A 21,877-nucleotide genomic window follows, 5' to 3' on the forward strand; every position below is an offset into this window, starting at 1 on the left:
TGCATTTGCGCGCTGGCTGGCAGTGCGTCGCAATGCTTGCCTCAGGCAGCCTTCGATTCGGCTCTGGCTTTGTTGTCCAGGTATTCGTCGTAGGTCCCCTGGAAATCGACCAGGGTCTGGTCCTTGATCTCAACCACCCGGGTGGCCAGTGAGGAGACGAACTGGCGGTCGTGACTGACGAAAATCAGGGTGCCATCGTATTTGGCCAGCGCCTTGTTCAGCGCCTCGATGGACTCCATGTCCATGTGGTTGGTCGGTTCGTCCATGATCAGTACGTTGGTGTCCATCATCATCAGTTTGCCGAACAGCAGGCGGTTTTTTTCGCCGCCGGAACAGACGCTGGCTTTCTTGTTGGCATCGTCCGCGGTGAACAGCAGGCGGCCGAGCATGCCACGTACGGCAAGGTCATCGTGCTTTGCGGTGCGCCACTGGCTCATCCACTCGAAAATGGTGAGATCGCCACTGAAGTCCGCGCTGCTGTCCTGGGGGCAGTAACCGATGGCGGCGTTCTCTGACCATTTGACCACGCCGGCGTCAGCCTGGAGTTCATTGACCAGGCAGCGCAGGAAGGTCGTCTTGCCGGCGCCGTTTTCCCCGATCACCGCCATGCGGGTACCGGCTTCCACGAGCATTTCGCCACCCTGGAACAGTTGAACCCCGTCAAAGCCGTGGGAGATACCCTCCAGGGTGAGGGCCTGGCGGTGCAGCTTCTTACTATGGTTAAAGGTGATATAGGGAGAAACCCGGCTGGACGGCTTGATTTCATCCAGTTTGATCTTCTCCATCTTCTTCGCCCGGGAACTGGCCTGCTTGGCTTTCGAGGCATTGGCCGAGAAGCGGTTTACAAAGCTCTGCAGCTCTTCGAGTTCCGCCGCTTTCTTGGCGTTGCCCGCGTGCAGCTGTTCCTGGATCAAGGTGGATGCGGCGACAAAGGCTTCATAGTTACCGGGGAAGATGCGCAGTTCGCCGTAGTCGATGTCCGCCATGTGGGTGCACACCGAGTTGAGGAAGTGGCGATCGTGGGAAATGATGATCATGGTGCTTTTGCGCTGGTTCAGCATCTCCGACAGCCAGTGGATGGTATGGATATCCAGGTTGTTGGTGGGCTCGTCCAGCAGCAGGATGTCCGGGTCCCCAAACAGTGCCTGGGCCAGCAACACCCGCAGCTTCCAGCCCGGAGCGACCTGCTTCATCAGGCCGAAATGCAGGGATTCTTCGATGCCCGCTTCCAGCAGGATCTCACCGGCGCGGCTCTCTGCGCTGTAGCCGTCCATTTCGGCGAACCGGACCTCCAGGTCCGCCACGCGCATGCCATCTTCCTCGCTCATCTCCGGCATAGAATAGATGCGGTCGCGCTCCTGCTTGACCTGCCACAGCTCCGTATCGCCCATGATCACAGTATCGATCACGGTGAATTCCTCGAACGCGAACTGGTTCTGGCTCAGAATGCCCAGGGTACAGCCGGGTGCAATGGAGACATTGCCCGCCGTGGGAGCCAACTCGCCGCTCAGGATTTTCATAAAGGTCGATTTGCCACAGCCATTCGCTCCGATCAGCCCGTAACGATTGCCGTTGCCGAACTTGGCGGAGATGTTTTCAAACAGCGGCTGGGCACCGAACTGCATGGTGATGTTCGCGGTGGTGATCAAGAGCGTATTCCTGCGGGTTGGCAAGTGATGTTACTGGCAGTTGGGCATCCCTGTTGCGGGGACGCACAGCGGGGCGGGCACTATACGGAGATAATGGGTTAGTGTCGAGGGATTGTTCAATTATTGAGCAATAGTGCCCAGGTAGAGAGCGCTCGTTCCCGATCGCAAGGGGTTGAAAGGGGGCTCGGCCCCCTTGATAGCCGGGTTACCGGCGCTGGAGCGGTGCTGAATCGAACGAGACGCCACTCCAGCCGTAACGAATAAAGTTACGGATGTTGCCGTGGTCATCTCCGTCCGGTGTGTTCTGGACGTCCCGGTAGAAACGTCCGAAACCGCGGAGTGCTTCCTCTTCGCTCAGGCCCATGAATTGGCCGAAGGCCAGAATCTTGCAGGACCCCGCATTCTGGCCAGGTTCGTTCGCCTGCTCGCCGTTCTTGAAGGCGGTCGGTGTGTAGTCAAAATGCTCGTCGATCACCGCCATGGTGTCTTCGAATTCCAGCGCCTGGTGGGTCTTCAGTGCGTCGACCAACTGTTCGGGTGTCATCGATCAGTCCTGGGTCAGATAGCTGCAACAGTAATCGGTGACTTCAGTGATCTTCAATTTGAAGCTTGAATTGGCTGGTACCTCAAAGGATTCGCCAGCTGAGATCTTCCTCCAATCCTCCCCGACCAGTTGGATCTCGAGATCGCCAGAGAGGATTTCCATCAATTCCTTTGCCTCGGTACCGAACTCGTAGTCACCGGGCAGCATGATGCCGAGGGTCTTCGTTGTCCCGTCCGGAAAGTGCACCGCTCTGCTGGTAACTTTGCCGTCAAAGTAGATGTTGGCTTCTCTGGTGACTGATACGTCGTTGAATTGTGACATGGTTGAATATCTCAAGTTACTTCTGAACAGAATATGAACAAGTTGAGGTGCGGTTTAGGCGATGTTTTCGGTTGGTAGGTCAGCGACCTGCTTCGAAATCGTAGGCTGCCCCGCAGCGTCCGCACTTTATACGGCCGGTGTGTAATTGCGCGACAGTTTATGTATTTACCGCCTGAATCACTAGCGCAACAGCAAGTGAAATGCCGGTTAGATACGTACCCAGGGCACCAATAAACCGCATTGGATTGGGTTTTGCCATTGTAGCGGGAAACAGAATTCCGGCTGCAAAGAGGTACCGAAAGAAAGTGGCAAGGATCATCGACCAAAGTACCCACCCGGGTTGTGGTGCCTGGGCCAATGCAAGCATCATGATTGCCAGAATGGGCGCGTACTCTACCGTATTGCCATGCGCCCGTTGAGCCTTGTACAGGGGGCTTACAGGATCAATCTCGCCTCCGTAAACGGTATTGGAGCTTGCGCGAGCAAGGGAGACTCTGAAGCCGAGCAGTATTACCAATAGGCCGAGAAGTGCAATGCAAAACAATGGAACGGACATTTAGTGACTCCTGGTCATTTTTAATATATGACGCTTCAGGCGGGTGCTGGGTCAGTAGGGCGATCACGCGACCATGCGCTCACCAGATACGCTAACGGGAATAGCAAAACCACAGGGTCGTGGCGACTACCGTACTCCTTAGCTGATCCATAGCAAGTGCCTGTCGTTTTTGATAATGGGGACGGAGGGATTAAAATCTGAGCAATTTGGTCTTGTTCAAAAAATAACCCCTCCGTCCCTTTTTGCACTGACACGAAGTGACGTCTCCGCGGAGACGTTTTTCAGTCATAGATGGCACCAGTAACGAAGGCACTTAGGTATAAGCTGCCAGGAAATCTGCATAAAAGGGGGCAGCTTTGATTCAAGTTGCAAGTGCATAAACGTAGGCTTCAATAACTTCATCGCTTTCTATCCTGACTTGGACCAGTACTCGCTGGTAATCGCTACCTTCGAATTCATCAATCATCGACCAATATTCTGATAGGTGATCCGATGAGAAAACCGACCCTCTTACTTCTTTGCCTTCGTCTGACGGAACGATTCCAGGAAAACCTTGCTCCAGGCCCCAGCCCTCGTCCAGCATGTACGCCGTTAAAGTGGCTGCCTCCCAATTTCCTGATATGTCCTCCAAGACATAATGATTCGACCTTCCTGGCGCGAGTGTTCCGTAAACAAACAATCTTTCCATTTTTCCGTAGCTTCTCGTTTTGATGCTGGCTGACATTTCATTACTTGGGGCTGCCGGCCTTAGAGGTATGTATGGAAGGTAAAACTTTTGACGGGGAGATACAAAATTTGGACGATTTCTACTTGCTAGCTGAAGTGCTCTGACCCCTTATCCCGGTTCATTCATGAATAACGAAGCGCAGTTCCACGTTGTTGCCCACGAGATCTTTCATATAGATAGAGCGTCCCATACCCTGTGCGCCATAGCGGTCGTAGAATTCGCCGCATTCGACGCCATTCTGTTCCAGGTAGGCCTTCAACGCAGCTTCGTCGACCGCTTCGATTTGAAGGCAGAAATGATCGACGTTATTTCCCTCCGATGCCGGAGCAGGTCCACCCGACTGGCCAGCCGGCCGGTGGACATCGACGATATCGATCTGTGCGCTGCCCGCCCGAAGGTGTGTCAAACCGAAATCATCTGCAGCGACCTTGTCAATCCTGCAGCCAAGCACATTGCAGTAGAATTCGATCAGCTCCTGGTAGCGCTCCGTACGCAACACAATATGGTCGATTGCATGAGGTTTGATCATGACTTCATCTCCTCAGAAAGGTAGCCTTCCCTTGCAGGCTAATGCACTCAGCACACGATAGCAGCGGGAACACCGGGCGGCCAAATAAATGAAGCCGCAGGAAGAGCTATCGGGGGGAGGGGTTCTGTCCCTTAAATTTACAATCTTCGGCTCATTCCATCTAACTGGTGGTCCACGCTGAGGCATGACTGGTCAAAAGTGCGCGTTGCTCCGAGGCGATAAACGAGACAATCAGCCCATCGAGTAAGCCGCAGGTTATCCTGGACGTGTTCGCGCAGGCGATTCATGTTTGCCCGAAATTCCATTCTCAACTCGCCATTCTGGTCGTAGAAGACTTCTTCATTGCTATCCAATCCTGGCAATATCTGATTCTCTACAAAGGTTATGTAGCGAACGTGCTTCTGCCCAACGCCGTCGAGTTCGGAAAAGAAATATGACAAGTCGAAGAGGGTGACGGGGTCAAAAAGATCGGTCAGCTGCATTTGTTTAAGGGTCGACCACATGTCTGGCGCAGTATCGGACCCTTGGTGACGATAATAGAATGGCGGGGGGCGCCTGCCGTCTGCATAGGCAGATTCCCATGACGCCAACCCCAACTCTACTTCAGCGTTTACATTTTCTTGAACGCTTCTAAGGTCACTTAGATAGGTAGCCAGCGCATCCACAATTTGTTCCCGGCGCTTGGCGTCTGAGCGAGCATCGTTCCAGGTATCGACTTGAAGTCCAATGAAAACTCCGACGACGACTATAACCAGCTCAGTAAAAAGGTTTCCCCAATTTCGAGACCTGAGGCTCTCGGCCATGCGTTGTAGAATCATCGTATATCCAGCAGTTGATTGCTTCCCGATGAGAGTATAGCGGAGAGGTCCTCCTGGTGGTCCTGGATAAGATAGGGAGCATCCATATGCGTATCCCCCATCAGCTACAAACTGGTCAGTTCATCAAATGAGGTAGTGTTAGTATTCTTTGGCTTATTTTTCAGTGCGGAATAGGGCCCTGATACCTTAATTCGCGCATTCATAAGTTGCACTCACGCGTGACAAATGCGGCGAAGTCGTCACCAAAGGTCGCTTTGTCGTTGTTCCATATTTCCCGGACTGAAGGACCTCGTAGGTACTGGCATGTGTACGTTCGCCAGCCGGCATAATCATCTTCGCCAAGGATGCCTTTCTTGTAAAAGCCGTGCGCCGCATCTAACGAGTTCATCAATGCGTAGTTATATCCCCAGTACTGTTGGAACTCGGCGCCAGTCAGAGAGGAGATATCTTGATTTCCTTTTTCCAGCACCTGAGATAATTGGTCATTCTCCGCGGCTGTCAGCAGAATCTCGTTGGCCATTGAATTAAGATCCTGCAGTGCCTGAGCCGCCAGGGCCACAGTGTTTTGACGAATTTTCCCAAGCCACTAGCAACAAAGACGCGACAACCGTTGCACCACCAAAGTAGGCCGCCCATCTGGATTTGGTGCTTTCGCTAGTTTCCATGATGACGCTTCCTTTTAATGGTTAAGAACCCTTTGCTTCATTCAGCTCAAATGCGTTGGGAGAGGGGCTCTGGTCCCTTTAGCGCATTTCGAACTCCATTTTATAATGCGGCCACATTCTCATCAGGTTAGCTTGAAACATCTAGCGTGCAAATCATTTCCGATCGGTCTACGTATCGATTAGGGTAGGGGTATTGAGCGCCCCATGGACCGATGGGGGCACTTTTACTAGCAGAGATAAAGGGGACAGAGACATAAGAATTCCAGCAAATTGGTCTTGGTCAGAAACTAATCCCTCCGACCCCTTTTGCTGCTTTTGCTCGATACTGTTCTTGAACGCTTTTCCCAACGTTTGTAATTGCCCAAATTTCACCGTCTGACCCTGTGCCATTTTTGGCAAAACCACGCGTCATCAAGGAAAAAAGAATAGACTCCGTTTTATCCAACGGTAGCGATACCTCACCAGAAACTGTTCTAGCATATCGCCATGTGTATCCCGGCTTTTGGAGAGAAACGAGTATTCTAGCTTCCTCATCGGATAGGCCATCACTCTGTATGGCTTGCTTCTTCTGTTCCGGACTTGGTTCGGTTTGGTTTTCTATGATGGTATGAACCATTTTCATCTCAGCTTCGAATCCAGCACCTTTGAAGCGTGAAATCTTATCTAAATTTGAAAAAGCCAGTCCAATAGCGCCGGCCAGTATGGCTAACCCCATTTCCCCGGCTAGCTCCATAAATCCGAGAACACTGCTTACGCCAAGCAGAACAATAAATGAGGATGCTTGAAATAAAATTTTAATCGCCTAGGCCTTTTTATGCATAAAGCCGTCAGTTGCGGCAACTGAAAGTTGTCCGCAACGTGGCCTTGTTACGCGCTCACGCTCAGAAGCGGCTCGACATGAGTAGCCGGCCGATTGGCGGAAAGATCATGAATTGCCTGAAGATTAAGCCAAAATTCCGGCGTGGTTTGAAATGCCTCGGAGAACAGCCAGGCTGTTTCAGGCGTAACGCCTCGCTTGCCCCGCACGATTTCGTTGACACGCTGAACTGAAATACCTACGTGAGCGGCAAGCGCCTTTTGGCTAACCCCTAAGGGCTCCAGGAATTCTTTGAGAAGTATTACCCCAGGATGGGTAGCTGTTCTGTTACTAGGAATCATAAGTTACCTCACACCTTTCTAGTGATAATCCATGATTTGGACATCATGGGCACCACTTTCAATCCAGCGGAACACGATGCGCCACTGAGAATTAATTCGAATACTATGGAAGCCCTTTAAGTCTCCTTTCAGTGCTTCAAGTCTATTTCCAGGCGGCGATTTCAAATCATCGAGCACTTGAGCCGCATTCAAAACGTCAAGCTTATAAAGTGCCTGCTCATGTATTGGACCTGGAAATTTCCTACTCTTCCGACTGGAAATGCCGTTGAAGAGGTCCGAAGTGCCACGATCGCCGAATGAAACTATCATGTGTCAGAATATTAATGGATACACGGTATTCATGCAATTGTGGCGCGATAGTGGCTTGGTGCGTAACGCAGCGTTAACCGGCAGCCTGCGGCGAAGCCGCGTCTCCGCGGAGACGTTTTTAGGTTATAGATGGTACTAGCAACGGACGTCCGGCGACCGAAGGGAGCGTACTGCCCGCTCTTGTTACATGCCCCGGAACCTGGCGCTTTACTTGGCAAAGTGCTTCTTCATGAATTCGGGTGCTAGCTTTGCCCCTTCTTCGGTTAGGACCATGGACTTTTGCTTTCCTTTGGGATCATGAATCCAGCCCTTTTCGTACAAGAACTCTGTTAGACCCCAATCCATGCCCTTCCATACTCGGACTCCATAATCGTCATCCATCGCAGTCAGCGACAAGATTGCGAGAGCCACTTCAGCCAGTTTTTCATGGTCTAACTCATCTGGAAGATTCATTTTGCCACCTCCGAGAATACCGTGATGTGAGGGCCATGTAACGCCGCCAACAAGGGCGCGTGGTACGCGCGACCCGCTGCTTGGCCTTGTTACGCGGCTGACACGTTGATTTTAACGCCAAGGGAATGCAGAACCTTTTGGACTGTCTCATATCTCGGCTTTGCCCCAGGAGCAAACGCCTTGTAGAGACTCTCCCGTCCCAAGCCTGAGTCTTGTGCTATAGCAGACATGCCCCGTGCTTTGGCGACATGCCCAATAGCTGCAAGAAATACACTGGGGTCATCTTCCTCAAGCGCAGCAGTGAGAAACTCTGCGATAGCTTCCTCACTATCGAGATAGGCACTTGGATCGAATTCTGTGATTTTAACCATAGCTGTTACTCCGCTCTCAATTCGGACAATATATCCCGAGCGCGAGCTATATCTTTGCTTTGGCTCGATTTATCTCCGCCACATAGGAGGAGCACCACAAGGCCAGCTTTGCGGGTGAAGTAGACTCGGTAGCCTGGCCCAAAATGTATTCCGAGTTCATGCAGGCCGGAACCTAGTGATTTCGAATCGCCAGTATTACCTCGGCGCAGTGATTGGATTCGAACCAGTATTCTCGCCAAGGCTTTTCGATCCTTTAGCTTCGAGAGCCATTTGGAGAAGACTTCAGTCTGCTGAACTTCATACGTTCAGCGAGCGTATCCTTCTGGATACAAACATGCAATCGATACGGCGCTTGCAGAGGCGGTGCAACGCCCGAGCACGCACAAAAAAGCCCCGCACCTTCTCAGGCACGGGGCTTTCGGTTTAAGGCCTGAATATAAGGCGCTAGATTAGGCCGCAGGCACCTCGCTAATCTCCACCGCTGCAATCCGCTTGCCTTCCTCGGCGCTCTTCTGGAACTCCACGATCTGGTCGAAGTTCATGTAGCGGTAGATCTCGGAGCTCATGGCATCCAGGTTCTGCGCGTATTCCATGTACTCCGCCGGGGTCGGCAGTTTGCCCAGGATGGCGCCCACACTGGCCAGCTCGGCGCTGGTCAGGTAGACGTTGGCGCCGTCGCCGAGGCGGTTGGGGAAGTTACGGGTGGAGGTGGACAGCACGGTGCTGTTGGCCGCCACGCGGGCCTGGTTGCCCATGCACAGGGAGCAGCCGGGCATTTCGGTGCGCGCACCGGCGGCGCCGAAGATGTTGAAGTAGCCTTCTTCCATCAGCTGGTGCTCATCCATGCGGGTGGGCGGACTGATCCACATGCGGGTGGAGATGCTGCCTTTGTGCTGGTCCAGCAGTTTGCCGGCCGCACGAAAATGGCCGATGTTGGTCATGCAGGAGCCGATAAAGACCTCATCGACTTTGTCACCCGCAACTTCTGAAAGAAGTTTGGCGTCGTCGGGGTCGTTGGGGCAGCAGACGACAGGCTCGGTCACTTCGGCCAGGTCGATCTCGATCACCGCGGCGTACTCGGCGTCGGCGTCGGCTTCCATCAGCTCGGGGTTGGCCAGCCACTCTTCCATCTTCTGGGCGCGTCGCTCCAGGGTGCGCGGGTCACCGTAGCCCTCGGCCACCATGCTGCGCAGCAGCACGATGTTGGAGCGCAGGTACTCGGCAATGGTGTCTTCGTCCAGCTTGATGGTACAGCCGGCGGCGGAGCGCTCGGCAGACGCGTCAGACAGCTCGAAAGCCTGTTCGACGGTCAGGCCGGTGAGGCCTTCGATCTCGAGGATGCGGCCGGAGAAGATGTTCTTCTTGCCTTTCTTCTCGACGGTCAGCAGACCTTCCTGGATGGCGTAGTAGGGGATGGCATGCACCAGGTCACGCAGGGTGATACCCGGCTGCATTTCGCCCTTGAAGCGCACCAGTACGGATTCCGGCATGTCCAGCGGCATTACACCGGTGGCGGCGGCGAAGGCCACCAGGCCAGAGCCCGCGGGGAAGGAGATGCCCATCGGGAAGCGAGTGTGGGAGTCGCCGCCGGTGCCCACGGTGTCGGGCAGCAGCATGCGGTTCAGCCAGCTGTGGATGATGCCGTCACCCGGGCGCAGGCTCACGCCGCCGCGGGTCATGATGAAGTCGGGCAGGGTGTGCTGGGTGTCGATGTCCACGGGCTTGGGGTAGGCCGCGGTGTGGCAGAAGGACTGCATGGTCAGGTCGGCGGAGAAGCCGAGGCAGGCCAGGTCTTTCAGCTCGTCGCGGGTCATCGGGCCGGTGGTGTCCTGGGAGCCGACGGTGGTCATCTTGGGCTCGCAGTAGGTGCCGGGGCGGATGCCCTCGACGCCGCAGGCCTTGCCGACCATTTTCTGGGCCAGGGAGTAGCCCTTGCCGGTGTCGACGGGCTGCTCCGGAGTGCGGAACAGGTCGGAAACGGGCAGGCCCAGGGCTTCGCGGGCCTTGGTGGTCAGGCCGCGGCCGATGATCAGGTTGATGCGGCCACCGGCGCGCACTTCGTCCAGCAGTACGTCGGACTTCAGTTCGAACTCGGAGACGGTCTCGCCGGCTTCGTTCAGGATCTTGCCGTCGTAGGGGCGGATCTCGATCACGTCACCCATGTTCAGGTTGTCGACGTCGGCCTCGAACACGAGGGCGCCGGCATCTTCCATGGTGTTGTAGAAGATGGGGGCAACCTTGCCGCCGATGCAGATGCCGCCGCCTTTCTTGTTGGGTACGCCGGGCATGTCGTCGCCGAAGAACCACAGTACAGAGTTGGTGGCGGACTTACGGGAGGAGCCGGTACCGACCACGTCGCCAACGAAGGCAACGGGAAGGCCCTTGGCCTGGATGTCGGCGACTTGCTGCATGGGGCCGGTCACGCCGTGCTCTTCCGGGGTCAGGCCGTCGCGGGTCATCTTGTACATGGCGCGGGCGTGCAGGGGGATGTCCGGGCGGCTCCAGGCGTCGGGCGCGGGGGACAGGTCGTCGGTGTTGGTCTCGCCGGTTACCTTGAACACGGCAACCTTGATGGACTCGGGTACGTCGTCGCGGGAGGTGAACCACTCGCCGGCGGCCCAGGATTCCATCACCGCCTTGGCATTGGCGTTGCCGGCCTTGGCCAGTTCGTCCACGTCGTGGAAGGCGTCGAACATCAGCAGGGTGTGCTTGAGCTCGGTGGCGGCCAGCTCTGCCAGGTCAGCGTCGTCCAGCAGTTCCACCAGGGTGGCGATGTTGTAGCCGCCGTGCATGTTGCCCAGCAGTTTCACTGCGGCGGGCTTGTCGATCAGGGGGGAGGTGGCCTCACCCTTGACGATGGCAGACAGGAAGCCGGCTTTCACGTAGGCCGCTTCGTCAACACCCGGGGGCACGCGGTCGGTGATCAGTTCCAGCAGGAAGGCCTCTTCACCCGCCGGCGGGCTTTTCAGCAGCTCCACCAATGCCGCAACCTGCTCGGCGTTCAGGGGCTTGGGGGGAATATCCTGGGCGGCGCGTTCCGCTACGTGTTCACGATAGGCTTCTAGCACGGTAGAGCTCCTTTAGAGATGGCCGCCCGATGGCTGGGTCGCGGCAGTTGCAGACCCCGGGGCAGTCCGGTGGAGGAAAAATCGGGCTCGGATTATAGCCCGTTCCTTGAAACAATTAAATTAATCAAGCGCTTATACCGTGCATTCACCCAGCTGATACCTTAGACTCGGTGGCGCTGTTCACCGCACCTCGTAAAGCCGTATTTATGCTCGACCCCACCATCAAAACCCCCTGTATCGGCGTCTGTTCCACCGGTATCGGCGATGCTGTGTGCCGGGGCTGCAAGCGTTTTTCCCACGAGGTCATCCACTGGAACAGCTACACCCCGGAGCAGAAGCGGGCCATCGACGGGCGCCTGTCGGGCTTTTTGTCCCAGTGCGTGAGCAACAAGCTGCGGGTGACCGACAAGGCCCTGCTGCAGTGGCAGCTGGAGGTGCAGCAGGTGCGCCATGTGGCCCACCACGACGAGTACTGCTGGGTGTTCAGCCTGCTCAAGGCCGGGGCAGGGCAGATCACCGACACCCACGAGTTCGGCTTCGCCGTGGATGCCGACTTCAGCGCGCTGCCCCTGGTGGAACTGCGCGACCTGATCGACCGGGAGTTCTTTATTTTGTCCGAGGCCCACTACGAGCGCTATATCCAGACGCCGGATCTCTTTGCCGAGAGCCTGTCGGAAGCTGAGAGCCCCGCATGAGCAAGGCCGTCGATATCACGCCCATCCGCGAGTTCCTGTCCTGCGCCACGCCGCCCGCCTGGGTGAACTGGGCGCTGGAGAACCCTGCCCTGATGCTGGTGGACCACGCCAATTGCGAGAAGAAGGCCGCCTCCACCGCCCTCAACCTGATGTACCGCTACACCGACCACCCGGTGCTGCTCAACAAGCTGTCCCGGCTGGCGCGGGAAGAGCTGCGCCACTTCGAGCAGGTGATCGCCATCATGGGCAAGCGGGGCATCGACTACCCACAGCTCAGCGCCGCCCGCTACGCCGGCGGCTTGCGCGACCAGGTGCGCAAGCAGGAGCCCGGCCGGCTGGTGGATACCCTGCTGGTAGGGGCCATTATCGAGGCCCGCTCCTGCGAGCGCTTCGCCTGCCTGGTGCCGGTACTGGATGAGGAACTGGGTGCCTTCTACGGCTCCCTGCTGAAGTCCGAATCCCGCCACTTCATGGACTACCTGAAGTTGGCGCGGCAGATCAGCTCGGAGGAGGAGGTCGGTGAACGACTTCAGGTGTTACTTGAAGTGGAGCGCGAGCTGATCGAGTCCCCGGACACTGAATTCCGCTTTCACAGCGGCGTGCCTGCAGCGTAGTTTTGCTTTCAAAAGGCTTCACAACCTTATGAATTTAAAGACTATTCCACTCAATAATTGATCTGAATCAAGCGCCGGTGCAATCGCCGGCGCGGATCTGCCTGCCCTGTCTATACTCATACTCAGTTCATGGGTTTACAGCTACCCATCGGCTACAACAACAAGAATGCGCCGGCGGTCTGCCGGTCCAGGCTGAGGGTCGCCACGTCGGGTGGCCCATCCTTCAGGAAAGGAGGGTATTACCGTGATCCGTCCATTTGCTCCCAGGCTGGCGTACTGTGTCTTCGCTGCGCTTGTCGCCGCCCCTTCGGTCTACGCACAGGAGGCCGGCACTGTATCGGGGGAGGCCCTGAAGCCGGTTGACCCGGAATTGCCTTATTCACCTTATGCCACCGGTTCAGCCTCCACCCGTGTGTTCTGGGGAGATACCCACCTGCACACCTCCTTCTCGATGGATGCCGGTGCCTTCGGTAACCGCCTGGGGCTGGACGAGGCCTACCGCTTTGCCCGTGGCGAGGAGGTGGAGTCCACCACTGCCGGCCGCGCGCGGCTGGCCCGTCCGCTGGATTTCCTGGTGATTGCCGACCACTCCGACAACATGGGCTTCTTCCCGGACATGTTTGCCGGCGACCCGCGTATCCTGGCGGACAAGACCGGCAAGCAGTGGTACGACGACATCAACGCGGGCAAAGGTATGTCAGTGGCCATGCAGATTATCGATTCCTTCTCCCGCGGCACCTTCCCGGACGCGCTGATGTACTGGCCGGACAGCGAGATGTACAAATCCTCCTGGGAAAAAACCATCTCCGCGGCGGAAAACTTCAACGAGCCCGGCCGCTTTACCGCCTTCATTGGTTATGAGTGGACGTCCCAGGTGCCGCCGGGGCAGAACCTGCACCGGGTGGTGATCTACCGGGACGGGGGAGAGCAGGCGCGCCAGACGGTCCCCGCCACCACCTATCCGCCCCAGGGCAGCACCGACCCGGAGTACCTGTGGGAGAAACTACAGGAGTACGAAGACAAGACCGGTGGTGACGTGCTGGCCATTGCCCACAACGGCAACATGTCCAATGGCCTGATGTTTCCGCTGGTTAATCATGTCGACAACAAGCCGGTCACCCGGGAATATGCCGAAACCAGGGCCAAGTGGGAGCCCCTGTACGAGGCGACCCAGATCAAGGGCGATGGCGAGGCTCACCCGCTGTTGTCGCCGAACGACGAATACGCCGATTACGGCACCTGGGACAAGGGCAACCTGAACCTGAGTGAACTGAAAACCGACGACATGCTGGTCCACGAGTATGCCCGCAGCGGTCTGCAACTCGGCCTCGAACTCGAGGCCAAACTGGGCATCAACCCCTACCAGTACGGCATGATCGGCTCTACCGACAGCCACACCTCACTGGCCACGGCCGACGACGACAACTTCTTCGGCAAGCACTCGGGCTCCGAGCCCAGCGCCGACCGGATGCAGCACGCTTTTGCCAAGTTCGGCAACCTGCAGATCATGAACTGGGAGACCCTGGCTTCGGGTTACGCCGGGGTCTGGGCCACGGACAACACCCGGGAAGCCCTGTTCGACGCCATGGCCCGCCGGGAAACCTACGCCACCACCGGCCCCCGGATGCTGGTGCGCTTCTTCGCCGGCTGGGATTTTGGCCCCGGGGATACCAAGACCCGGCAGCCCGCCACCGTAGGCTACGCCAAGGGTGTGCCCATGGGCGGTGAACTGGGCGAGGCGCCAACAGGCAAGTCGCCCACCTTCCTGGTGGCTGCGCTCAAGGACCCGATCGGTGCCAACCTGGACCGGGTGCAGATCATCAAGGGCTGGCTGGACAAGGACGGCAAGCGCCAGGAGCGCATCTACGATGTGGTGGTGTCGGATGGCCGCAAGATAGGGGCCGACGGCCGCTGCCTGACGCCGGTGGGTAACACGGTGGATCTGAAAACCGCCACCTGGAGCAACACCATTGGCGCCACGGAGTTCATTGCGGCATGGAAGGACCCGGATTTCGATCCCGCGCTGAACGCCTTCTATTATGTGCGGGTACTCGAGATACCCACACCGCGCTGGACGGCTCACGATGCCGCCTTCTACGGCGTTGACCTGGCTGAGGGCGATTCAGGTATCCACCAGGAGCGCACCTACACCTCTCCCATCTGGTATCAGCCGGAAGATTAAACGTGGGGCAGGGGGTGCTGGATACTTGAGATAGACTTTATAAATCTATCTCAAGTTATTGTTATACATAGAGATTGAGTAGAGCGATTTTCTCGGGGGTCGCCTCGACCACCCAGGCATGGCTGTGCCAGTCGCCCATCACCCAGCGCTCGCCGTGTTGCTGCACATGCCGCTTCGGCCGGTGGGTGTGGCCGTGAATCAGGCAGTCCACACCGTGTTGTTCAAGTGCTTTCTCAACTTCTTCCGGAGTCACATCCATGATGTCCTCGGCCTTGTTGCTGTTGGCCTCGCTGCTCATGCTGCGCAGCTGGGCGGCCAGGGCCCGGCGCTCGGCCAGCGGCTTGCCCAGCACCTCGGCCTGCCATTCGGGGCTGCGGGCCATGCGGCGGAACTGCTGGTATTCGGCGTCGCCGGTGCACAGGCTGTCGCCGTGCATCAGCAGCACGGGGCGGCCATAGAGGTCGATCACGGTGGGGTCGGGGAGCAGGGTGGCGCCGCTACGGCGGGCAAAGTCCTCACCCAGCAGGAAGTCGCGGTTGCCCTGCATCAGGAATACTTTGGGCCCGCTGGCGCTGTAGTCGGCCAGTAGCCCGGCGACCTCGGTTCCCAGTGGGGCATCGTCGTCGTCGCCAATCCAGGCTTCGAAGAAGTCACCCAGGATATAGAGGGCGTCGGCGTCGCGGCGCTCGTCGAGAAAGTCCCCGAAGGCCTGCGTGATGGCAGGCCGGTTCGGGTCCAGGTGCAGGTCCGATATGAACCAGGTGGCGCTCACGCTGGCGGGATCAGCCTTCGACGATTTCGACGGTCTCGATGATCACCGGCTCGGCGGGCACGTCCTGGTGGCCGTTCTTGCTGGTGGTGGCCACGGCGCGAATCTTGTTCAGCACTTCTTCGCCCTCGGTCACTTTACCGAATACCGCGTAGCCCCAGCCCTGCATGTTCTTGCCGCTGTGGTTGAGGAAGTCGTTGTCCTTCACGTTGATGAAGAACTGGGCCGTGGCGGAGTGGGGGTCCATGGTGCGGGCCATGGCGATAGTGCCAAAGTCGTTCTTCAGGCCGTTGTCGGCCTCGTTCTCGACCGGCTCGCCGGTGGGCTTCTGGCTCATGTTGGTGTCGAAACCGCCGCCCTGGATCATGAAGTTGTCGATCACGCGGTGGAAGATGGTGCCGTCGTAAAAGCCGTCGCGGGCGTAGCTGAGAAAGTTCTCAACGGTCTTGGGCGCTTTTTCCGCGTCCAGTTCGAGGGTGATGGGGCCGAAGGTTGTGCGAATAATGATCATGGCGTGCGTCCTGCTGGATCGTGATGGTCATGTGGGGTTTGCAAAAATGGCCGGCAATAATACGGGCTTTTGCCTTCGCGCGCGAGCAGTGGGGTATTTACCTATAAGAGACCGGTTTCAGCCGCTATAATACGCGCCCTTTTTACCCCGAAGCCGACGTTTTTTATGGAAAGCAAACCCGCCAACAACTTCCTACAGCAGATTGTAGCCGAGGATCTGGAGTCCGGCCGCGTGAGCAAGCTCATCACGCGCTTCCCGCCGGAGCCCAATGGCTACCTCCATGTGGGGCACGCCAAGTCCATCTGCCTGAATTTTGGCCTGGCCCAGCGCTTTGGCGGCGAGTGCAACCTGCGCTTCGACGACACCAACCCGGAAAAAGAGAGCCCCGAGTACGTGGCCTCCATCCAGGAAGACGTGCGCTGGCTGGGCTACGAGTGGGCCGGCGAGGTGCGTTATGCCTCCAGCTACTTCCAGCAGTTTTACGACTGGGCGGTGCATTTGGTGGAGCAGGGCGATGCCTACGTCTGCGACCTCAACGCCGAACAGGCCCGGGAGTACCGCGGCACCCTGACCGAACCTGGCAAGAACAGCCCCTTCCGCGAGCGCAGTGTCGAGGAGAACCTCGACCTGCTGGGCCGGATGAAGGCCGGTGAGTTCGACGAGGGCAGCCGCGTGTTGCGGGCGAAAATCGACATGGCGTCCCCCAACATGAACCTGCGGGACCCGATTCTCTACCGCATCCGCAAGGTGGAGCACCACCAGACCGGCAATGACTGGTGCATTTACCCCACCTACGACTTCGCCCACGGCCAGGAAGACGCCATCGAGGGCGTGACCCATTCCATCTGTACCCTGGAGTTCGAGGATCACCGCCCCCTCTACGACTGGCTGCTGGAGCACCTGCCGGTCCCGCACCGCCCGCGCCAGTACGAGTTTGGCCGCCTCAACCTGAACTACACGGTCACCAGCAAGCGCAAGCTCAAGCAGCTGGTGGACGACGGCGTGGTCTCCGGCTGGGACGACCCCCGCATGCCCACCGTGTCCGGCATGCGCCGCCGCGGCTTTACCCCGGCTTCCATTCGCAGGTTCTGCGAGATGATCGGCGTGACCCGATCCGACGGGGTGGTGGACGTGGCAATGCTGGAACACGCCATCCGCGACGACCTGAACGAGAATGCGCCCAGGGCCATGTGTGTGCTGCGGCCGCTGAAAGTGGTGCTCACCGATTACCCGGAAGACCAGGTGGAACAGCTGACGGCTGCCTGCCACCCCAGCCGCGAGGATCTCGGTGAGCGCCAGCTGCCGTTTTCCCGGGAGCTGTACATCGATGCAGAGGACTTCCGCGAGGAAGCCAACAAGAAGTTCAAGCGCCTGGTACTGGGCAAGCGCGTGCGCCTGCGTAACGCCTACGTGATCGAGGCGGACAGCGTGGTGAAGGACGAAGCCGGCAATATTGTCGAAGTGCACGCCCACACCATCCCCAACACCATCGGTAACGACCCGGAAGACGGTGTGAAGCCGAAGGGCGTGATCCAGTGGGTATCTGCCGCCGGGGGCCGCCAGGCTACCGTGCGCCTTTACGACCGCCTGTTCACCGATGCGGCACCGGACAAGGGCGACAAGGACTTCATGACCCTGGTGAACCCGGAGTCTCTGACAGTCGTGGAAGGCGCATGGATCGAGCCCGGCCTGGCCGCGGCGGAACCGGAGCAGGGCTTCCAGTTCGAGCGGGAGGGCTACTTTGTGGCGGACCGTTTCGAGCACACCGAGGCAGCGCCGGTCTTCAATATGACCATTGGCCTGCGCGACACCTGGAACAACGGATAAGCCGGAGCAAGCATGTCCCTGAAGATCTACAACACCCTGGGCGGCAAGAAGGAAGTCTTTACGCCCATCGAGCCCGGCAAGGTAAAGATGTACGTGTGCGGCCCCACGGTCTACAACCTGGCCCACATCGGTAACGCCCGCCCGGTGGTGGTGTTCGACACCCTGTTCCGCCTGCTGCAGACCCTGTTTGACGAGGTGATCTACGCCCGCAACATCACCGACGTGGACGACAAGATCATTGCCGCGGCCCGCGACGGCAATCGCAGCATCGAGTCGGTCACCGAGGAGTTCACCGCCAAGTACCGTGAGGACATGGGCGAGCTGAACGCGCTGCCGCCCACCCTGGAGCCCCACGCCACCCACAATATCGGCCCGATGATCGAGCTGACCGAAAAGCTGATCGAGAAAGGCCACGCCTACGCTGCCGAGGGCCACGTGCTGTTCGCGGTGGAGTCCATGGCCGACTACGGCAAACTTTCCGGCCGCTCGCTGGACGACATGCTGGCGGGCGCCCGGGTGGAAGTGGCGAGCTACAAGCGTCACCCCGGCGATTTCGTGCTGTGGAAACCGGCGAAAGAGGGCGAGCCTGGCTGGGACAGCCCCTGGGGCTTCGGCCGCCCGGGCTGGCACCTGGAGTGCTCGGCGATGATTCGCGAGCATCTCGGCGACACCATCGACATTCACGGCGGCGGCCGCGACCTGATTTTCCCCCACCACGAGAACGAGATCGCCCAGAGCCGCTGCGCCCACGGTGGTGACTACGTGCGTTACTGGATGCACAACGCCTATATCGACATCGACGGCGAGAAGATGTCCAAGTCCCTCGGCAACGTGCGCACCGTGCGCGACCTGCTGGGCAAGTACCGCGGTGAGGTGCTGCGCTTTGCCCTGCTGTCGGCCCACTACCGCTCGCCCCTGAATTTCTCCGCCGAGCTGCTGGACCAGGCCGAGGCCACCCTCACCAGCCTGTACAACACCCTGCGGGAAGTAGACGACATCCCCCTGGACATGGAAATCCAGTTGGAAGGTGAACCGTTCTACGAGGCCCTGTGCGACGACCTTAACACCCCGGTGGCCATTGCCGAGATCCACGCCCTGGCCAAGCAGCTGCACAAGGCGGCGGACGAAGACAAACCGGGCATCAAGGCGCGCCTCCTGGTAGCGGGCAACCTGCTCGGCATTCTCGACCAGCATCCCGAAGACTGGCTGCAGGGCGACGCCGGCGACGGTATCTCCGCGGAGGAGATCGAGGCCGCCATCCAGGCCCGCCAGGACGCCAAGGCGGCGAAGGACTACGCCCGCGCCGACGCCATCCGCCAGGAACTGCTGGAGCAGGGCGTGGTGCTGGAGGATTCCCGCGAGGGAACCAAGTGGCGCCGCAGCTAGGATTGCCGTTCAGCCCTGACGCGGCCCGCCTTATGCCGGGTCGCTATTGCTGATGGATTCGGCCTCCCTCTGGTCAGTACTTTCGGGCCTGCTGGGCGGGCTCGGCTTGCTGCTCATCGGGATGTCGATGATGACCGACGGCCTCAAGCTCGCCGCCGGTAATGCCCTGAGCAGCCTGCTCGCCCAGTGGACCAACACCCGCCTGCGGGGCCTGGCGGCGGGCCTGCTGATTACCGCCGTGGTTCAGTCCTCCAGCGCGGTGACGGTGGCCACCATCGGTTTTGCCAATGCCGGTATCCTCAGCCTGGAACGTGCCGTCTGGGTGATTTTCGGAAGCAATGTCGGCACCACCATGACGGCATGGATTGTCGCCCTGGTGGGCTTCAAGCTCGACATCGCCGCCATCGCCTTGCCCCTCGTCGGGGTTGGGGCGCTGCTCAAGTTGACCGCCGGCCGCAGCCGTCGCGGTTCCTACGGCGTCGCCGTGGTGGGCTTCGCCCTGTTGTTCCTTGGTATCGGCGCGCTTAAATCGGCCTTCGAAGGGCTGGCGGACGGCTTCGCGCTGCCCGGCTTCACCGAACTGACCCTCGCCAGTCTGCTGCTCTACGTTGCTATCGGCTTCGGCATGACCACCCTCATGCAGTCCTCCAGCGCCGCCATGGTGGTGGCGCTGAGTGCCGCCGAGAGCGGGTTGGTGGAAATCAATGCGGCGGCGGCGGTGGTGATCGGGGCGAACCTGGGTACCACCTCGACCGCGCTGCTGACAATGATTGGCGCCACGCCCAACGCGCGACGGGTTGCCATCAGCCACCTGGCGTTCAACCTGCTGACGGCGATCGTTGCGCTGCTGCTGCTCGGGCCGATGTTGTGGCTGGTGGGGTTCCTGCAGGACAGCGCCCACCTCGAACCCAGCGCGGCCGTCACCCTGGCGGTCTTCCACACACTGTTCAATGTGATGGGCGTGCTGCTGATGTGGCCGCTTTCGGCGCTGTTGGTGAGAGAGCTCTCACGCCTGTTTCACGCGGCCGACCAGAAAGTCGCCCGGCCGCGCTACCTCGACCGCAGTACCCTCGGAGTGCCCTACACCGGCACTACCGCGATGGCGAAGGAGGTCAGGCGGATCGCCTTGCATGCCTGCAGAGGGTTGCTGGATATCCTGCGTGATCGTGCCGACAACGCGGTGCAGGAGCGGGCAGATATTCGCAGCCTGGCATCGGCGGTGGGTGAGTTTGCGGTGCAACTCAATCGGGGTTCGCTGACGCCGTTCCTCGTGGATACTGTCGCCAACCTGATTACTGCACTGCAGCATTACCTCACCGTGGTCGCCTTGGGCGCGGATATCCAGCGGCTGCGTAGTGAACTGGCCGGCCAATCACTGCCGGCAGCGGCGGAACAGGCGATAACCGACTTTACCGCCCGGGCGGAAGCCTTTGTGCGAGCCTGGGAAGACGGACTCAAGGAGAGCGGCCAGGAATTGCTGCCGGAGTACGACAGCATCCGGGAGGCCTATGATGGCCTGAAACGCGACTTGCTGAAGGAAACGGCGGGGGGAGACCTGTCTATCCAACAGGTCGACCTTTGCCTGCAGTACCTGGATGAATTACGTCGTACCTGCCGCCAGCTGGCGCGAGCCAATGCGCGCCTGACCGACAGCCTGGTGGCCCTGCAGCGGAGCAAGCCCGCGGAGTAGGGGCTGGGGTTTAGTCCTGCAGATCAGGCGAGGGATTTCTCGCCGGACTCCACGCTCTGCATGATGAGGGTATTGATGGTCATCGGGCCGACACCGCCGGGAACCGGGGTCAGGGCTGCGGCGCGCTCGGCCAGCGGGCCCAGTTCGATATCGCCGACACCGCCGGGATGGTAGCCGGCGTCGACCACGACCGCGCCGTCCTTGATCCACTCCGCCTTGATGAACTCCGGCTTGCCCACGGCGCCGACGATGATGTCGGCCTGCTTGATCAGCGCGGGCAGGTCCTGGGTGCGTGAGTGGCAGATGGTCACGGTGGCGTTCTTTTGCAGCAGCATCATCGCCATCGGCTTGCCGAGGATGGGGCTGCGGCCCACGACCACGGCGTGCTTGCCTTCGATGGCGATATCGTAGGCTTCGAGTAAACGCATGATGCCCTGGGGGGTGGCGCAGCCGTAGGCGTCTTCGCCCATGGCCATGCGGCCGAAGCCGAGGCAGGTTACGCCGTCCACGTCCTTCTCCAGGGCGATGGCGTCAAAGCAGGCGCGCTCATCGATCTGCTCCGGCACCGGGTGTTGCAGCAGGATGCCGTGCACGTCGGGATTGCTGTTCAGTTCGTCGATTTTGGCCAGCAGTTCGTCGGTCGTGGTAGAGGAGGGCATCTCGACCGCCAGGGAATCCATGCCCACGCGGCGACAGGCGTTGCCCTTCATCTTCACGTAGGTGGCCGAGGCCGGGTCATCGCCCACCAGGATGGTGGCCAGGATCGGGGTTTTCCCGCCGGACTTTTCTTTCAGCGCCTCAACTCGTTGCAGCAGGGCTGCCTCGGTCTGTTGCGCCAGAGCTTTGCCATCGAGTATGAGTGCCGACATGTACGGAATCCCTGCGTAAGGAAATGAAATGGCGGGGGTAGAAGGATTCGAACCCTCGACCCACGGCTTAGAAGGCCGTTGCTCTATCCAACTGAGCTATACCCCCGGGGATCTCATGGCCGTCACGCGGGGATAGTTTGACCACCCCGGCCACGAAAGGGCGCAA

The 21,877-nt window shown here is 59.0% G+C and carries 23 protein-coding genes, 1 tRNA gene and 1 pseudogene; 6 read left to right on the top strand and 19 right to left on the bottom strand.

Annotated elements, in window-relative coordinates:
• Nucleotides 1-41 precede the first annotated feature (41 nt).
• The 15 genes and pseudogenes from FV139_RS13205 to acnB form a co-directional block, all read right to left on the bottom strand.
• Nucleotides 42-1,649 (bottom strand): ABC-F family ATPase, encoded by a 1,608-nt coding sequence (locus FV139_RS13205; RefSeq protein ID WP_148068917.1) that lies wholly within the window; start codon nt 1,647-1,649, stop codon nt 42-44.
• Nucleotides 1,650-1,854: 205 nt separating this feature from the next.
• Nucleotides 1,855-2,193 carry a HopJ type III effector protein gene (locus tag FV139_RS13210; RefSeq protein WP_148068918.1) on the bottom strand — a complete coding sequence of 113 codons (339 nt, stop codon included), beginning with the start codon at nt 2,191-2,193 and terminating at the stop codon, nt 1,855-1,857.
• A gap of 3 nt (nt 2,194-2,196) precedes the next feature.
• Entirely contained in the window at nt 2,197-2,514 is a 318-nt protein-coding gene (gene ppnP, locus FV139_RS13215; protein ID WP_148068919.1) for a pyrimidine/purine nucleoside phosphorylase, read from the bottom strand.
• 157 nt (nt 2,515-2,671) lie between these two features.
• The gene (locus FV139_RS13220; RefSeq protein WP_148068920.1) at nt 2,672-3,070 is read right to left on the bottom strand and encodes an MAPEG family protein; all 399 of its coding nucleotides are present in this window, start codon (nt 3,068-3,070) and stop codon (nt 2,672-2,674) included.
• Between the two features lie 361 nt (nt 3,071-3,431).
• Nucleotides 3,432-3,794 carry a gamma-glutamylcyclotransferase family protein gene (locus FV139_RS13225; RefSeq protein WP_213004119.1) on the bottom strand — a complete coding sequence of 121 codons (363 nt, stop codon included), beginning with the start codon at nt 3,792-3,794 and terminating at the stop codon, nt 3,432-3,434.
• A 121-nt stretch (nt 3,795-3,915) separates the two neighbouring features.
• Nucleotides 3,916-4,326, bottom strand: a complete 411-nt coding sequence (locus FV139_RS13230; protein WP_148068921.1) for a VOC family protein — start codon at nt 4,324-4,326, stop codon at nt 3,916-3,918.
• A gap of 137 nt (nt 4,327-4,463) precedes the next feature.
• Nucleotides 4,464-5,144, bottom strand: a complete 681-nt coding sequence (locus FV139_RS13235; RefSeq protein WP_148068922.1) for a hypothetical protein — start codon at nt 5,142-5,144, stop codon at nt 4,464-4,466.
• A gap of 199 nt (nt 5,145-5,343) precedes the next feature.
• Complete coding sequence (locus tag FV139_RS13240) at nt 5,344-5,664, bottom strand: hypothetical protein (protein WP_148068923.1); 321 nt, start codon at nt 5,662-5,664, stop codon at nt 5,344-5,346.
• Between the two features lie 425 nt (nt 5,665-6,089).
• Nucleotides 6,090-6,524: a hypothetical protein gene (locus tag FV139_RS13245; protein WP_148068924.1), complete on the bottom strand. Its 435-nt coding sequence runs from the start codon at nt 6,522-6,524 to the stop codon at nt 6,090-6,092.
• A gap of 152 nt (nt 6,525-6,676) precedes the next feature.
• Complete coding sequence (locus FV139_RS13250) at nt 6,677-6,967, bottom strand: HigA family addiction module antitoxin (RefSeq protein ID WP_148068925.1); 291 nt, start codon at nt 6,965-6,967, stop codon at nt 6,677-6,679.
• Between the two features lie 18 nt (nt 6,968-6,985).
• Nucleotides 6,986-7,276, bottom strand: coding sequence for a type II toxin-antitoxin system RelE/ParE family toxin (locus tag FV139_RS21390; RefSeq protein WP_148068926.1), 291 nt, complete (start codon nt 7,274-7,276; stop codon nt 6,986-6,988).
• Nucleotides 7,277-7,483: 207 nt separating this feature from the next.
• Nucleotides 7,484-7,729, bottom strand: a complete 246-nt coding sequence (locus FV139_RS13260; RefSeq protein WP_148068927.1) for a DUF6429 family protein — start codon at nt 7,727-7,729, stop codon at nt 7,484-7,486.
• 89 nt (nt 7,730-7,818) lie between these two features.
• Nucleotides 7,819-8,100, bottom strand: coding sequence for an addiction module antidote protein (locus FV139_RS13265; RefSeq protein WP_148068928.1), 282 nt, complete (start codon nt 8,098-8,100; stop codon nt 7,819-7,821).
• A 5-nt stretch (nt 8,101-8,105) separates the two neighbouring features.
• Nucleotides 8,106-8,390 (bottom strand): annotated as a pseudogene (locus FV139_RS13270) (type II toxin-antitoxin system RelE/ParE family toxin); the annotation flags it as partial.
• Nucleotides 8,391-8,549: 159 nt separating this feature from the next.
• Complete coding sequence (acnB, locus tag FV139_RS13275; RefSeq protein WP_148068929.1) at nt 8,550-11,168, bottom strand: bifunctional aconitate hydratase 2/2-methylisocitrate dehydratase; 2,619 nt, start codon at nt 11,166-11,168, stop codon at nt 8,550-8,552.
• Nucleotides 11,169-11,374: 206 nt separating this feature from the next.
• On the opposite strand from acnB, the gene FV139_RS13280 reads away from it, so the two are divergent.
• The 3 genes from FV139_RS13280 (at nt 11,375) to FV139_RS13290 (ending at nt 14,659) form a co-directional block, all read left to right on the top strand.
• Nucleotides 11,375-11,863 carry a DUF1289 domain-containing protein gene (locus tag FV139_RS13280; RefSeq protein WP_148068930.1) on the top strand — a complete coding sequence of 163 codons (489 nt, stop codon included), beginning with the start codon at nt 11,375-11,377 and terminating at the stop codon, nt 11,861-11,863.
• The gene (miaE, locus tag FV139_RS13285; RefSeq protein ID WP_148068931.1) at nt 11,860-12,477 is read left to right on the top strand and encodes a tRNA-(ms[2]io[6]A)-hydroxylase; all 618 of its coding nucleotides are present in this window, start codon (nt 11,860-11,862) and stop codon (nt 12,475-12,477) included. Before FV139_RS13280 ends, miaE begins: the two co-directional genes overlap by 4 nt.
• A 244-nt stretch (nt 12,478-12,721) precedes the next feature.
• Nucleotides 12,722-14,659 (top strand): DUF3604 domain-containing protein, encoded by a 1,938-nt coding sequence (locus tag FV139_RS13290; RefSeq protein WP_148068932.1) that lies wholly within the window; start codon nt 12,722-12,724, stop codon nt 14,657-14,659.
• Nucleotides 14,660-14,720: 61 nt separating this feature from the next.
• On the opposite strand, the gene FV139_RS13295 is transcribed toward FV139_RS13290, so the two are convergent.
• Nucleotides 14,721-15,431 (bottom strand): UDP-2,3-diacylglucosamine diphosphatase, encoded by a 711-nt coding sequence (locus FV139_RS13295; RefSeq protein ID WP_148068933.1) that lies wholly within the window; start codon nt 15,429-15,431, stop codon nt 14,721-14,723.
• 10 nt (nt 15,432-15,441) lie between these two features.
• Nucleotides 15,442-15,939, bottom strand: a complete 498-nt coding sequence (locus FV139_RS13300) for a peptidylprolyl isomerase (RefSeq protein ID WP_148068934.1) — start codon at nt 15,937-15,939, stop codon at nt 15,442-15,444.
• A 165-nt stretch (nt 15,940-16,104) separates the two neighbouring features.
• Between FV139_RS13300 and FV139_RS13305 the strand changes: the two genes are divergently transcribed.
• The 3 genes from FV139_RS13305 to FV139_RS13315 are packed head-to-tail and all read left to right on the top strand — an operon-like array spanning nt 16,105 to nt 20,842.
• Nucleotides 16,105-17,766 (top strand): glutamine--tRNA ligase/YqeY domain fusion protein, encoded by a 1,662-nt coding sequence (locus FV139_RS13305; RefSeq protein ID WP_148068935.1) that lies wholly within the window; start codon nt 16,105-16,107, stop codon nt 17,764-17,766.
• A gap of 12 nt (nt 17,767-17,778) precedes the next feature.
• Entirely contained in the window at nt 17,779-19,152 is a 1,374-nt protein-coding gene (gene cysS, locus FV139_RS13310; protein ID WP_148068936.1) for a cysteine--tRNA ligase, read from the top strand.
• A gap of 52 nt (nt 19,153-19,204) precedes the next feature.
• Nucleotides 19,205-20,842 (top strand): Na/Pi cotransporter family protein, encoded by a 1,638-nt coding sequence (locus FV139_RS13315; RefSeq protein ID WP_148068937.1) that lies wholly within the window; start codon nt 19,205-19,207, stop codon nt 20,840-20,842.
• A 23-nt stretch (nt 20,843-20,865) separates the two neighbouring features.
• Here FV139_RS13315 and folD read toward each other — a convergent pair whose 3' ends face one another.
• Both folD and FV139_RS13325 read right to left on the bottom strand, forming a co-directional pair.
• On the bottom strand, nt 20,866-21,711 hold the full coding sequence (gene folD / locus FV139_RS13320; protein WP_148068938.1) for a bifunctional methylenetetrahydrofolate dehydrogenase/methenyltetrahydrofolate cyclohydrolase FolD: 846 nt from the start codon (nt 21,709-21,711) through the stop codon (nt 20,866-20,868).
• A 29-nt stretch (nt 21,712-21,740) separates the two neighbouring features.
• Nucleotides 21,741-21,817: transfer RNA gene (locus FV139_RS13325), tRNA-Arg, on the bottom strand.
• Between the last annotated feature and the right edge of the window lie 60 nt (nt 21,818-21,877).

This window comes from Parahaliea maris, from assembly GCF_008064665.1.
Classification (GTDB): domain Bacteria; phylum Pseudomonadota; class Gammaproteobacteria; order Pseudomonadales; family Halieaceae; genus Parahaliea; species Parahaliea maris.

Excerpts from the sequence above, each read along its gene's own strand:
- FV139_RS13250 (WP_148068925.1), bottom strand. The coding sequence starts at position 6,967 with ATGATTCCTAGTAACAGAACAGCTACCCATCCTGGGGTAATACTTCTC.
- FV139_RS13305 (WP_148068935.1), top strand. The coding sequence starts at position 16,105 with ATGGAAAGCAAACCCGCCAACAACTTCCTACAGCAGATTGTAGCCGAG.
- miaE (WP_148068931.1), top strand. The coding sequence starts at position 11,860 with ATGAGCAAGGCCGTCGATATCACGCCCATCCGCGAGTTCCTGTCCTGC.
- FV139_RS13300 (WP_148068934.1), bottom strand. The coding sequence starts at position 15,939 with ATGATCATTATTCGCACAACCTTCGGCCCCATCACCCTCGAACTGGAC.
- FV139_RS13315 (WP_148068937.1), top strand. The coding sequence starts at position 19,205 with ATGGATTCGGCCTCCCTCTGGTCAGTACTTTCGGGCCTGCTGGGCGGG.
- FV139_RS13260 (WP_148068927.1), bottom strand. The coding sequence starts at position 7,729 with ATGAATCTTCCAGATGAGTTAGACCATGAAAAACTGGCTGAAGTGGCT.
- ppnP (WP_148068919.1), bottom strand. The coding sequence starts at position 2,514 with ATGTCACAATTCAACGACGTATCAGTCACCAGAGAAGCCAACATCTAC.
- FV139_RS13210 (WP_148068918.1), bottom strand. The coding sequence starts at position 2,193 with ATGACACCCGAACAGTTGGTCGACGCACTGAAGACCCACCAGGCGCTG.
- FV139_RS13265 (WP_148068928.1), bottom strand. The coding sequence starts at position 8,100 with ATGGTTAAAATCACAGAATTCGATCCAAGTGCCTATCTCGATAGTGAG.
- FV139_RS13280 (WP_148068930.1), top strand. The coding sequence starts at position 11,375 with ATGCTCGACCCCACCATCAAAACCCCCTGTATCGGCGTCTGTTCCACC.
- FV139_RS13240 (WP_148068923.1), bottom strand. The coding sequence starts at position 5,664 with ATGGCCAACGAGATTCTGCTGACAGCCGCGGAGAATGACCAATTATCT.
- FV139_RS13230 (WP_148068921.1), bottom strand. The coding sequence starts at position 4,326 with ATGATCAAACCTCATGCAATCGACCATATTGTGTTGCGTACGGAGCGC.
- folD (WP_148068938.1), bottom strand. The coding sequence starts at position 21,711 with ATGTCGGCACTCATACTCGATGGCAAAGCTCTGGCGCAACAGACCGAG.
- FV139_RS21390 (WP_148068926.1), bottom strand. The coding sequence starts at position 7,276 with ATGATAGTTTCATTCGGCGATCGTGGCACTTCGGACCTCTTCAACGGC.
- FV139_RS13245 (WP_148068924.1), bottom strand. The coding sequence starts at position 6,524 with ATGGGGTTAGCCATACTGGCCGGCGCTATTGGACTGGCTTTTTCAAAT.
- FV139_RS13235 (WP_148068922.1), bottom strand. The coding sequence starts at position 5,144 with ATGATTCTACAACGCATGGCCGAGAGCCTCAGGTCTCGAAATTGGGGA.
- cysS (WP_148068936.1), top strand. The coding sequence starts at position 17,779 with ATGTCCCTGAAGATCTACAACACCCTGGGCGGCAAGAAGGAAGTCTTT.
- FV139_RS13220 (WP_148068920.1), bottom strand. The coding sequence starts at position 3,070 with ATGTCCGTTCCATTGTTTTGCATTGCACTTCTCGGCCTATTGGTAATA.
- FV139_RS13225 (WP_213004119.1), bottom strand. The coding sequence starts at position 3,794 with ATGTCAGCCAGCATCAAAACGAGAAGCTACGGAAAAATGGAAAGATTG.